This window comes from Salinimicrobium soli, assembly GCF_048323655.1.
GTDB lineage: Bacteria > Bacteroidota > Bacteroidia > Flavobacteriales > Flavobacteriaceae > Salinimicrobium > Salinimicrobium soli.
Genome location: NZ_JBLUWW010000001.1, coordinates 99403 through 111901, shown reverse-complemented (window position 1 = coordinate 111901; position 12499 = coordinate 99403). Strand labels below are relative to the sequence as shown.

Annotated in this window: 13 protein-coding genes; 8 read left to right on the top strand and 5 right to left on the bottom strand. The window is 42.3% G+C overall.

Features of this window, described 5'->3' with window-relative positions; all coding sequences use genetic code 11:
* Positions 1–22: 22 nt before the first annotated feature.
* The 5 genes from ACNORC_RS00460 to ACNORC_RS00440 all read right to left on the bottom strand — a co-directional run bounded on the left by ACNORC_RS00460 (position 23) and on the right by ACNORC_RS00440 (position 3128).
* Positions 23–607, bottom strand: coding sequence for a DUF1989 domain-containing protein (locus ACNORC_RS00460; RefSeq protein WP_418333608.1), 585 nt, complete (start codon positions 605–607; stop codon positions 23–25).
* Positions 591–1211 (bottom strand): FMN-binding negative transcriptional regulator, encoded by a 621-nt coding sequence (locus ACNORC_RS00455; protein ID WP_418333607.1) that lies wholly within the window; start codon positions 1209–1211, stop codon positions 591–593. The genes ACNORC_RS00460 and ACNORC_RS00455 overlap by 17 nt, the downstream gene beginning before the upstream one ends.
* A gap of 3 nt (positions 1212–1214) precedes the next feature.
* The gene (gntA, locus tag ACNORC_RS00450; protein WP_418333606.1) at positions 1215–1892 is read right to left on the bottom strand and encodes a guanitoxin biosynthesis heme-dependent pre-guanitoxin N-hydroxylase GntA; all 678 of its coding nucleotides are present in this window, start codon (positions 1890–1892) and stop codon (positions 1215–1217) included.
* Positions 1893–1989: 97 nt separating this feature from the next.
* Positions 1990–2253 (bottom strand): SemiSWEET family sugar transporter, encoded by a 264-nt coding sequence (locus tag ACNORC_RS00445; protein ID WP_418333605.1) that lies wholly within the window; start codon positions 2251–2253, stop codon positions 1990–1992.
* Positions 2254–2270: 17 nt separating this feature from the next.
* Positions 2271–3128 carry an SDR family oxidoreductase gene (locus ACNORC_RS00440; RefSeq protein ID WP_418333604.1) on the bottom strand — a complete coding sequence of 286 codons (858 nt, stop codon included), beginning with the start codon at positions 3126–3128 and terminating at the stop codon, positions 2271–2273.
* 76 nt (positions 3129–3204) lie between these two features.
* On the opposite strand from ACNORC_RS00440, the gene ACNORC_RS00435 reads away from it, so the two are divergent.
* From ACNORC_RS00435 to ACNORC_RS00400, 8 genes are all read left to right on the top strand, one after another.
* A complete protein-coding gene (locus ACNORC_RS00435) occupies positions 3205–4515 on the top strand; it encodes a BaiN/RdsA family NAD(P)/FAD-dependent oxidoreductase (RefSeq protein WP_418333603.1) in 1311 nt (436 codons plus the stop codon).
* Positions 4516–4542: 27 nt separating this feature from the next.
* Entirely contained in the window at positions 4543–5628 is a 1086-nt protein-coding gene (locus ACNORC_RS00430; RefSeq protein WP_418333602.1) for a diphosphomevalonate decarboxylase, read from the top strand.
* 235 nt (positions 5629–5863) lie between these two features.
* Positions 5864–6802 carry a mevalonate kinase family protein gene (locus tag ACNORC_RS00425; RefSeq protein ID WP_418333601.1) on the top strand — a complete coding sequence of 313 codons (939 nt, stop codon included), beginning with the start codon at positions 5864–5866 and terminating at the stop codon, positions 6800–6802.
* A gap of 7 nt (positions 6803–6809) precedes the next feature.
* A complete protein-coding gene (locus ACNORC_RS00420) occupies positions 6810–7715 on the top strand; it encodes a geranylgeranylglycerol-phosphate geranylgeranyltransferase (protein ID WP_418333600.1) in 906 nt (301 codons plus the stop codon).
* Positions 7716–7820: 105 nt separating this feature from the next.
* On the top strand, positions 7821–8723 hold the full coding sequence (locus tag ACNORC_RS00415; protein ID WP_418333599.1) for a pseudouridine synthase: 903 nt from the start codon (positions 7821–7823) through the stop codon (positions 8721–8723).
* A 301-nt stretch (positions 8724–9024) separates the two neighbouring features.
* Complete coding sequence (locus ACNORC_RS00410; RefSeq protein WP_418333598.1) at positions 9025–10422, top strand: arginine decarboxylase; 1398 nt, start codon at positions 9025–9027, stop codon at positions 10420–10422.
* Positions 10423–10486: 64 nt separating this feature from the next.
* Positions 10487–11365 (top strand): agmatinase, encoded by an 879-nt coding sequence (gene speB, locus ACNORC_RS00405; RefSeq protein WP_418333597.1) that lies wholly within the window; start codon positions 10487–10489, stop codon positions 11363–11365.
* Entirely contained in the window at positions 11358–12329 is a 972-nt protein-coding gene (locus ACNORC_RS00400) for a deoxyhypusine synthase family protein (RefSeq protein ID WP_418333596.1), read from the top strand. The genes speB and ACNORC_RS00400 overlap by 8 nt, the downstream gene beginning before the upstream one ends.
* The last annotated feature ends 170 nt before the right edge of the window (positions 12330–12499 follow it).

Below are 12499 nucleotides of genomic sequence, written 5' to 3'. Positions count from 1 at the left end.
ACCGCCCTACAAAATTCCCCGGTCAATCCTCCAGGATCTCGTAATGAATAGGTTTAAAACTGCCGTTATTGCTATCTTCTGCAGAACAGGCGGTAAGTGCCACTATTAGGTCAATTTGTGCTTCAAAAAGTACATAATCCCCGGCTTTGGATAAAGGCGGATCTACACTTAATTTTCCTTGAGAGTCAAACTGAACGTTCATAAAAATGTTGAAGGCAGTAGGTACATCATCTGGCTCAATTCCAAAAGGTCTCAGGCTGGAATAAAGGTTTTCAAAGCAACTGGGATGATAGTCAGGATTATTGTACATGATCTTAAAAGTTTCCGGGCTACACGGTGCCAGAAGAAAATCATTTCTTCCGTTCGTATCTTCCAGGATCTTCATCATTTTACGGCTTCGGTTGCTCCACAAATAATTTCCGGAGCTAATAAGAATACTCTCCTCAAAGTCGAGAGTTTTGCCGGAAGATATCTTTTCCCGGACATCTTCCGCATTAAAAAGAACCATATCACTTACCTGCTCCCCCTGCGGGTCGATCACCTTTAGTTTTTGCCCTTTTTTTAGTTTGAATGCCTGACCGGTCTGTTTTTCAATAACGTGTATCATGTTCCTTCTTAATGTGTTTGCTGAGTTCTGATGCAAGTGAATTTTCCTTTTTTTCCAGATTCTTAGTAATGGCTTCTACATCTTCGGAATGGAATCCCTGGTGCAGTTTGGCGATTCCCTGGACCTTGAAAGGTTCCATCCAGAAGCCTTTAATTAAAGGAAGATGATCCTCGATCATTTTCTTCGGAATATCCCTGTATAAAAGGGGATTTTCTTCCTCTTTTTCAAAATGTTCCACCAACTTTTCTAAAGAGTCCACCAGTTCCTCGGGAGATTGGATCTTTAATTTCACATTGACGTGAACAGCGGAATAATCCCAGGTGCTAATGTCCTTTTCCCTATACCAGGATGATGAAATATAGGAATGCGGTCCCTGAAAGATCAGGAGAGCTTCCAGTTCATCTTCAATCAGGTCATACTGCTCATTGGCTTTAGCTATGTGACCGTATAAAAGGAATTTTTCGGGAGTACCTTTTACCAGGACCGGAATATGTGTGGCAAGCAATTCCTTTCCGTTGATCACGAAGGTGGCAAAGGGATGGGCCTGAATGAAATCAAAAATATAGGAAGGACTTTTCTTTTGATACTTTTTGGGTTGGAACATCTATTATTTCTTATGGTTATGGAAAGGACATTTCCATTCATCTCCCACTTCCCGGCCACTGTATTGCCTTGCTTCAGAATTTTCTCCGAAGTCCTCTAACATTGGGTTTATACTTCCCTGGAGTTCAATGTCCCTTTCCCTTATTTTATCCCTCACGGTATGGTATGTATTCATTTCGCGAAGTTTTTCGAATTGCCAGTGAAGATTGAAAGCGATTGCCGGATAAGGCGACTGTCGGGCTTTACGGGAGCTGTTTGGATGCATCCCCACTATATAAAATGCCCGGCCACCAAGGCTGAAGCTGAAATTCTTGCTTTCAGGATCAGGATCTACTTCCTGGTCCCAGTCCGCGTCATCCAGATCATGTATATGTTGTAGCTGTTTCCACAAAGTCTGTTCAAATTCTTCTTCTGAATATTCCTGTCTTCCCTTAAAGGCCACAAGAAATGTCAGGAATTCATTAGAATCAAAATCGTAGTTGCTAATATACTTTTTAAGATCTTTTAAAATGGCTTTAGCAGTTTCCCTGGAGCCAAAATTTTCATATTCGTGATAATCTACCTTATCCATGCTAAAGACCGTCTGCGCCATAAGGCAGGGATGGTCCTTATCAATTATAAATTCATGGAACTCTTTTTCCGAAGTTTGAGGGTTTTTTTCTATTCCTATTGTACGGGACATATGCTGTTTTTTCTAAAAGTAATTGACGGGAAGCCCTATTGCAATTGCTTTAAGAGGAGTTTAATCAAATTTTAATCAAGATTAACAAGTGGTGTTCTCATTCTTTTTCTCTGTACCTGAAAAAGAGATAAAGCATAAAAATGTTGAGAAGAAAAGCGAGTCCGTTGGTGGCAATAATAGGAATGTCACTTTTGATAAAGCCATAGACCGTCCAAAGCGCCAGACCCGTTATTAATACATAATACATTCCCGGAGATACATCGTCCACCTCTTTGGTCTTCCATGCTTTCCAGATCTGTGGTATTACGGCAGCTGTAGTACATGCACCTGCAACCAATCCTAATATTTGTGTCCATCCCATTCCGTCAGTTTCCGGAGTTAAGCACCCACAATTTCACCACCATTCACGTGGATCACCTGTCCGGTAATGTAACTGCTGTCTTCGCTGGCCAGGAAAACGTAAGCGGGTCCAACCTCACTGGGTTGTCCTGCCCGTCCCATGGGAACTTTTTTGCCAAATTCAGCTACGTGTTCCTCATCAAAACTAGCGGGAATAAGCGGAGTCCAGATAGGTCCCGGTGCCACTCCATTCACTCTGATCTTACGATCCACCACCATTTTGGAAAGAGATCTGGTAAATGCGGTAATTGCTCCTTTAGTGCTCGAATAATCCAGTAAGTGTTTGCTGCCGCGGTACGAAGTTACCGATGTGGTATTTATGATCGAATCTCCTTCTTTTAGGTGCTTCAAGGCCTCTTTCACCATATAGAAGTAGGGATAAATATTGGTTTCAAAGGTCTTCTGAAATTGTTCTGCAGTGATCTCTTCAGGTTCTTCTTTCGGAAATTGCAAGGCGGCATTATTGACCAGGATATTAAGATTTCCGAATTTTTGGACAGTCTGCTGAACTGCTTTTTTGCAGAAATCTTTTTCTTTTAGATCTCCTTCCAGAAGTAAGCATTCAGAACCGGCTTCTTCCACCATTTTTTTAGTGTTTTGCGCATCCTCATCTTCTGCCAGATATATTATAGCAACTTTGGCTCCCTCTGTAGCGAAGTGAACTGCAACGCTTTGACCAATTCCGCTGTCACCACCTGTTATGAGCGCTACTTTTCCCTGTAGTTTTCCACTGCCTTTATAATTTTTCCTGATGATCTCCGGTTCCGGATGCATCTTTTCCTGCCTACCTGGTTGTCGCTCCTGCTCCTGTTCTGGAAATCCTTCTGGTTTTGACATTTTTGGATGTTTTTTAAGATTACTCATTTAAAGTTAAACAAGAAATCAGGCCTTACCGGCTGTTTAAGAAAGTTTTATGGCTTTGCTGCGGAAGCTCAGTTCACAACAAGATTCAAAAAGGGCATTTTTAGATACCTTTGGAGCAGATTTAAAAAAGCCATTTTTGGAAGCAGTTCAGCAATATGATATAATAGTAGTGGGAGGTGGAGCCGCCGGATTTTTTGCCGCCATAAATGCTGCGGAAATGGATCCTTCAGCGAGGATAGCCATTCTGGAGAGAGGAAAAGAGGTGCTCACCAAGGTACGTATCTCCGGAGGAGGACGCTGCAATGTGACCCATGCCGAATTCCTTCCGAAGGAACTTGCCCGCAATTATCCGCGGGGGCAGAAGGAGTTGCGTGGTCCTTTCCATTCCTTTATGACCGGGGATACTATTGAGTGGTTCGAAAAACGCGGAGTGCCTTTGAAGATCGAGGAAGACGGCCGCATGTTTCCGGAAGCCAACACTTCCGAAGCTATTATTGATCTCTTCCTGCAGGAGACCCGCAGGCTAAAGATTGATGTACTTACGAAGCGGGCGGTGAAAGACCTTCAATTCAATGATCAACTTTGGCAGCTTACGAGTTCTCAGGAAAATTTCTCTGCTAAAAAATTATTGATGGCCACAGGGAGCAATCCTAAAATCTGGGAATTGCTGGAAGGACTTGGCCATACTATAGTGCCGGGAGTACCATCGCTATTTACTTTTAATATAACAGACAGGCGGATCAAAGATCTGCCCGGAATTGCTACGGAAGCCAGAGTGAAGCTGAAAAAGGGGAAACTGGCTACTGAAGGTCCTCTTCTCATAACCCACTGGGGTATGAGTGGTCCGGCTATTCTTAAGCTTTCGGCCTGGGGTGCAAGGGAACTCAGCGAAATCAAGAATTTTGAAATTGAGGTCAATTGGCTGCCCGAATATTCTTTGGAAGAAATGGAAGAGGAACTAAAACGCCTGAAACAGGAGAATGCCAGACAGTTTCCCCATAAAACTGCACAGTTCGCACTTCCGAAGCGATTATGGCAAAGCCTTGTGGGAGCCGCTGGAATTTTGGAGACCGAAAAATGGGCAGACCTCAATAAAGGACAATTACAGAAACTGGCTGCAGAACTTACCGCAGGGGTTTACCAGGTGCATGGAAAAAGTACTTTTAAAGAAGAATTCGTGACTGCAGGAGGAGTGGAATTAAAGGAAGTGGATTTTAAAACCTTCGAGAGCAGGATCCATAAAAACCTTTTTCTGGCAGGGGAGGTGCTGAATATTGATGCGATCACCGGCGGATTTAACTTTCAGAATGCATGGACCGGCGGATTTCTTGCTGCCAAAGCCCTGACCTCAGAACAATAAATTTATCTTTGCTCAAATTCTCATAGCATGACCGAACAAGATTTTCTTCCGCAGGAATATTCCGGCCGGGCGACCGAAGGAGAAGTGACCTGGCAAAGTCCCAGTAATATTGCGCTCGTGAAATACTGGGGTAAACTGGACAACCAGATCCCGGCAAATCCGTCTATTAGTTTTACCCTCAACAATTGCCGAACCACCACCACCCTGCGTTATTCCAAAAAAGAAAAAGCTGCAACGGATTTTGATTTTGAGCTTTACTTTGAGAAGGAAAAAAAGGAATCTTTCAAGCCTAAGATTCAAAAGTTCTTTGAGCGGACATTTGAATATTTACCTTTTTTGAAGGATTATAAATTTACAATTGAGACTTCCAATTCATTTCCTCATAGTAGCGGTATCGCTTCTTCTGCCAGCGGAATGAGTGCTTTGGCTCTCTGCCTTATGAGCCTGGAAAAGGAACTCGATCCTACCATGGATAACGAATTTTTCACCAAAAAAGCCTCTTTTTTGGCAAGGTTAGGTTCCGGAAGTGCTTGCAGAAGTATTGAAGGAGAACTGGTAGTGTGGGGCGAAAATGAAGAAATAAAAGGCAGCAGTAATTTGTTCGGGTTGAAGTATCCATATGCTGTATTAGAGGTTTTTCAGAATTACCAGGATACGATCCTGCTGGTGGACAAGGGAGAAAAGCAGGTGAGCAGTACTGTTGGACATAGCTTAATGGAAGAGCATCCCTATGCCGAAAGGCGGTTTGCTCAGGCTCATGAAAACCTTGGAAAGCTGAAACAAATTTTGAAGAAAGGAGATCTGGAAGAATTTATAAAAGTGGTGGAAAGCGAAGCTCTTACGCTGCACGCTATGATGATGACAAGTCAGCCGTATTTTCTTTTAATGAAACCGAACACGCTGGCTATTATAGAAAAGATCTTCAGGTTTCGGAAAGAAACCGGCTCGCACCTGTGCTTTACCCTGGATGCCGGGGCAAATGTCCATGTGCTTTATCCTGAAAAAGAAAAAGAAGAAGTTCTGCAATTCATAAAAACCGAACTTGCCCAACACTGTGATAAAGGACAGTTCATAGAGGATCACACCGGAATGGGGGCTAAAAAACTGGCTTAAAATTTGAATTGAAAATCAGGCAGTTGTACGGTGTTTAAAAGGGTAGTATATTTGCCTTTTTGAAGGAGTTAGTTTAACAAATTTTTATCATAAACTGATCATAATCATGCGCCTGAGGCGATTGCCGACGCTGAAATTTGTTTAGTTTTACTAACTTTGGACTGCATAGCTGAGGTTACCGGGCACCAGTGAACTACTGAAAACAGGGGGTGGAGCCCACTCTAAAAAAGTCAATATGAAAGGACCTTTATTTTATTCAAAGATTCTTCTCTTCGGAGAATATGGGATCATCAAAGATTCCAAAGGTTTATCTATTCCTTATAATTTCTATAACGGAGCTTTAAAGGTAGATGAAAATCCTTCCGAAGGAGCTAAAGAATCTAACCGTCGTCTCAGACTTTTCGCTGATTACCTTCAAGGTCTTCAGGAGGAAAAACCTGAGTTGGTGAAATTTGACATGAAGGACCTTTACGAGGATATTGATAGAGGGATGTATTTTGATTCCAGTATTCCTCAGGGCTATGGGGTAGGAAGCAGTGGAGCTTTGGTAGCTGCCATCTATGATGAGTATGCAGTCGAAAAGATTACGGTACTGGAAAACCTCACCCGTGAAAAGCTTTTAAAACTCAAGGAGATCTTCGGAGAAATGGAATCTTTCTTCCATGGAAAATCTTCCGGCCTTGATCCTTTGAATTCCTATTTGAGCATTCCAATCCTAATCAATTCTAAAGATAATATTGAGCCGGCAGGCATTCCGTCCCAACTACAAAATGGAAAAGGAGCCGTTTTCCTCTTAGACAGCGGTTCTGTAGGAGAAACAGCGCCCATGGTGAATATTTTCATGGAAAATATGAAGCAGGAGCCTTTCAGGATCATGCTGAAAGAACAGTTTGTGAAACATACTGATGCCTGTGTAGATGACTTTTTGAAAGGTGATGTAAAATCCCTTTTTGGAAACATCAAAAAGCTGTCGCATGTGGTGCTTGATAACTTTAAGCCGATGATCCCGGCACAGTTCCACAAGCTTTGGAAAAAAGGAATTGAGACCAACGATTACTACCTGAAGCTTTGTGGTTCAGGAGGAGGAGGTTACATCCTTGGATTTACTGAAGATATTGATAAAGCAAGACAAGCGCTGAAGGATTATCGTTTAGAAGTGGTCTACAACTTCTAGAGAAACGATGGTCTCCATATCCAAAAAACGACTTTTACTCAAGGTTCTAAGTTTAATTTCGGTTGTACGGGGTTACAATATCCTTGTGCTCGTAATTGCGCAGTACCTTACCTCGATGTTCATTCTGGCGCCCGAGCATCCGCTTGGAAAAGTGCTTTTTGATCCCAATCTTTTCTTCCTGGTACTTTCAACTGCTTCGGTAGTGGCAGCAGGATATATCATCAACAATTTTTACGACAGCGAAAAAGACCTGATAAACAGACCTCAAAAAACCATGTTGGACAGGTTCGTGAGCCAGCGCACTAAACTGTCTGTATATTTTATACTTAATCTGGCGAGTATCTTTTTCGCCAGCTACGTCTCTTTTCGGGCGGTAGTTTTCTTTTCCATTTACATTTTCGTGATCTGGTTCTATTCTCACCGACTTAAAAAGATCCTTTTCCTCAACAACCTGGTCGCTTCGGTGCTTACTATCACTCCGTTCTTTGCGGTGTTTGTTTATTACAAGAATTTCGAGACCGTCATATTTGTTCACGCCACTTTTCTGTATCTCATTATCGTGATGCGTGAACTGGTGAAAGACCTCGAGAACATGAAAGGTGACATGGTGCAGGGCTACAGGACTATTCCTATTGTCTACGGCGAGCGCCTGTCGAAAGCTTTATTGAGCGGACTTGCTTTACTCTCGGCTGTGCCCGTATATTTCCTCGTCACTCTTTTTGAAATCGGGAAAATGGATGTTTTCTTCTACAGTGTTTTTGGGCTGTTGGCTATTTTCCTGCTTACCCTTTATTTCAGCAAGGCGAAGTGGCAGTACCTTTTACTCCACAATCTCCTTAAGTTTATCATAGTAGCGGGCGTCTTTAGTATCCTCCTGATCGATCTGGATACTTTGCTGAGCAGGGTGTTCTAATTGCTGTTTCTGTGGAAATTCTGCGGGTTCTCCTTTATTGCTTCGGAATTATAAAAACCACTATTGTAGTTCAAACTCTTATCTTTGTACAAAATTTAGAGAATTATGAGTAAAAATGGCAGGTCATCCGGAAGTAGAGGTGACAGAAGCTCGGGCAGGACAGGAAGCGGAAGGCAAGGCGGAGAAGGTCGCAAGAAATCCCATGCCCGCGGAAATGCACCGGTGGAGAGAAATGAAAGAGATCCGAAGAATATGTCCCGCGGAAATGCACCCGTAAAACGGAAGCAGGGCAGTGCTGATGAAGGAATACGCCTGAATAAATATATAGCAAACTCCGGAATCTGTTCCAGGAGAGATGCCGATATCTACATAGCCGCCGGAAACGTGACGGTGAATGGAGAAGTGATCACCGAAATGGGACACAGAGTAAAATTGACCGATGAAGTGAAATTTGACGGTCGGCGTATAAATCCGGAAAAACCGGAGTATGTGCTGCTAAATAAACCTAAAGGATTTTATGTTACCGGCAGCCTTGAAAAGAAGAACCGCACAGTGATGGATCTTGTTGCCAACGCATCAAAAGCCAAGCTGGACCCGGTTGGAAAACTGGACACTCAGGCCACCGGACTTTTATTGTTTACGAATGATGGAGCCATGGCTAAAAAGCTGGCTTTCCCAAAGAACGGGATCAGGCAGATCTATCATGTAGAACTGGATAAGGATCTTGCATATGATGACCTTCAGAAGATAAAGGAAGGTGTGAAACTTGAAGACGGGGTGGTCAATGTTACAGAGATCAGTTATGTAGAGAATAAACCAAAAAGAGAAGTTGGACTGGAACTTAGAAGTACAAAACAACATATAGTACAGCGTATCTTTAAGAGTCTGAACTACGAAGTGGTGAAATTGGATCGTGTTGTCTATGGTGGATTGACCAAAAAAGATCTTCCGCGTGGGCACTGGAGAGTTCTCTCCAAACAGGAATTGATTAACCTTGGAAATCTATAGATTTTAGTCAGGCATTTTTCTGCAACTATTGTTGTGGAAACAGTACAAAAAGATAAGTCCGGAAAATTGCATTTTTCATAGAAAAAAAAGCTGCAAATTTCCGGCTTTTTAATATACATTTGCTTTAGCTAAGCTAAATCAATGAACGTTTTATTACCGGCCGGGCTGGCCTGGTTTTTACTTTTCCTTTCTGTTGGCACGGGTTCTTCTGCACGCCTTAACAAACATTTATCACCTTATTTTTTTAGCATTGCACTATAATTTCTACTTTTTAACTTTTAATAATTCTATTACTTAAAAATTGAACACTAAGTACAGCGATTTAATCGACCAGACCTATTATTTTCCCACCGAGGAATTTAAAGTCGAGGGCAATGAATTGCAGTTCCACGGGATAGATCTGATGGATTTGGTCAGAGAATATGGGGCTCCTTTAAAATTCACTTACCTGCCCAAAATTTCAGAAAATATAAATAAGGCAAAGCAATGGTTTGCAGAGGCACTTAAAAAGAGTGACTACAAGGGCAGTTATAATTACTGCTATTGTACGAAGAGTTCACATTTTGAGCACGTCCTGAACGAAGCACTCAAAAATGACATTCATATTGAAACTTCTTCGGCTGTAGATATTGATATTGTTGAGAACCTGAAGAAAAAAGGAAAGATCACAGATGATACGTATGTGATCTGTAATGGATTCAAAAGGGATACGTACATCAGCAATATTGCTGATCTTATCAATGAAGGCCACAAGAACTGCATTCCCATTATTGATAATTACGAAGAGATTGACCTGCTTGAAGAAGCTATAGATGACAAATTCCAGATAGGGATCAGGATCGCTTCAGAAGAGGAACCTAAATTCGAGTTCTATACCTCCCGTTTGGGGATTGGATACAAGAACATCGTTCCTTTCTATAACAAGCAGATCCGGGATAATGACCAGGTGGAGCTGAAGATGCTGCACTTCTTTATTAACACAGGTATCCGTGACACTGCCTATTACTGGAACGAACTGCTTAAATGTCTTAAGGTTTATATCAACCTGAAACGCATTTGTCCTACGTTGGACAGTTTGAACATTGGTGGCGGATTCCCGGTTAAGAATTCCCTTGCCTTTGACTACGACTATAAGTACATGGTCGAGGAGATCGTAAACCAGATCAAAATAGCCTGTGATGAAGCTGAAGTGGAGGTTCCTAATATCTTTACCGAATTTGGATCATTCACTGTGGGCGAAAGCGGGGGAGCTATTTACGAGATCCTGTATCAAAAACAACAGAACGATCGGGAAAAATGGAATATGATCAATTCCTCTTTCATTACAACCCTTCCGGACACCTGGGCGATCAGCAAGAAATTTGTGATGCTTCCGGTGAACCGCTGGGGAGATGAATATGAACGGGTGCTATTGGGTGGTCTCACTTGCGACAGTGATGACTATTACAACTCAGAGCAGCACACCAACGCAATCTACCTTCCGAAGTATAAAAAAGAAAAACCACTGTACATAGGGTTTTTCAATACCGGTGCCTACCAGGACACTATAGGAGGTTTTGGCGGACTTCAACACTGCCTCATTCCGCAGCCAAAACAGCTGTTGATCAACAGGGATGAAAACGGGGAGTTAGAGGTGAAACTATACAGTGAACAACAAGAGCCGGAGGATTTCTTAAAGATCCTTGGCTATAATAATTAGGTCAATATTTTTTTTATTTTTAATTCAATAAATCAAGCAATTAGAACATCGTAATCGCTAACCCATGAGTAAAAAGAATTATGCCGGCATTCCGGACAAGTATGCACGTTTAGATGACGCGAAAGTAGTATTGATCCCGGTGCCTTATGACGGGACGAGTACCTGGCAAAAAGGAGCTGACAAAGGTCCTGATGCCTTTTTGGAGGCTTCAGAAAATATGGAGCTCTTTGATATAGAAACCCGCACTGAGGTCTATAAAAAAGGAGTCTACCTTGCGCCGCCGGTTACCGAGGATTCTTCCCCTGAAAAAATGGTGGAAGCGGTTCACAAAACGGTGAAAAATTATATCAAACAGGAGAAGTTCGTGACCATTTTTGGAGGGGAGCACTCCATTTCCATTGGTACGATTAGAGCTTTCAACGAAAGTTTTGAAGACCTTACCGTGGTGCAGCTGGATGCGCATGCTGATCTTCGTCCTGAATATGAAGGCAGCACCTGTAACCATGCCTGTGCTGTTCATGAGGCGAGTAAAAAAGCCAACCTTATCCAGGTAGGAATTCGTTCTATGGATGTTTCAGAGCTTGATCATATGGATGAAAACCAAACCTATTTTGCCGATGATCTTTATGAGGATTGGATGGATGATGCGATTGGACAAATGACGCCAAATGTATTCATTACCATTGATCTTGATGTGTTCGATCCTTCCATTTTACCTTCCACCGGTACGCCGGAGCCGGGAGGGATGTTCTGGTATGAAACCCTGGAGTTCATTAAACTCATGTTCAAGAAGAAGAACGTGGTAGGTTTTGATATTGTTGAACTCAACCCGAACGAAAAAGAAAAATCATCAGACTTTTTAGCGGCAAAGCTTTATTACAAGATGCTTAGCTACAAATTCAAATATTTAAATTACAACGAAGAAGACGAAGAAGATGAGTAAAGGAGCAATTACAGAATTCGTAGAAAAATATTACAAACACTTTAATGCGGCAGCCCTGGTTGACGCTTCCAAAGCCTACCGGGAACAACTCGATAAAGGATCCAAAATGTTGGTTTCTCTTGCCGGTGCTATGAGTACTGCAGAGCTGGGAAAGATCTTTTCTGAAATGATCCGTCAGGATAAGGTGCACATCATTTCCTGTACCGGCGCTAACCTGGAGGAAGATGTGATGAACCTGGTCGCTCACTCACATTACAAAAGAATTCCGCATTACCGCGATCTTACAGCTCAGGATGAATGGGATCTGCTGGAAAAAGGACTTAACAGGGTAACCGATACCTGTATTCCTGAAGAAGAAGCTTTCCGAAGGATCCAGAAGCATATCGTAAAGATCTGGAAAGATGCCGAAGCTAATGGAGAACGTTACTTCCCGCACGAATTTATGTACAAGCTTTTGCTTTCCGGAGCGCTTGAGGAATATTACGAGATCGATCTTAAAGATTCGTGGATGTATGCTGCTGCGGAAAAGAACCTGCCAATGGTAGTTCCGGGCTGGGAAGACAGTACAATGGGTAATATTTTTGCTTCCTATGTACTAAAAGGTGAACTGAAAGCGAGTACTATGAAGTCCGGAATTGAATACATGACCTTTCTGGCTGACTGGTATACAGATAATTCCAACAATGGAATTGGATTCTTCCAGATAGGGGGAGGGATTGCAGGAGATTTCCCAATTTGTGTGGTACCAATGTTGTACCAGGATATGGAACGAACTGACACTCCTTTCTGGAGTTATTTCTGCCAGATATCAGATTCGACCACCAGTTATGGGTCTTATTCGGGAGCTGTGCCTAATGAGAAGATCACCTGGGGAAAACTCGATATCGATACTCCAAAACATATCATTGAAAGTGATGCCACCATTGTGGCGCCGTTGATGTTTGCCTATATACTGGGAATGTAGACAGGAAAGATTATTTATTTAAAAAGGTCTCAAAAATGGCATTTTTGAGACCTTTTTATTTGACGTTCTTTATATGGTTTCTCTGGTTTACAATATTTGCTAAATTGCCATCGGCCTGGACCACAAAATTGCATCTTCAGCTGTAAAGCCTTTGTACAAGGGGAAATGAC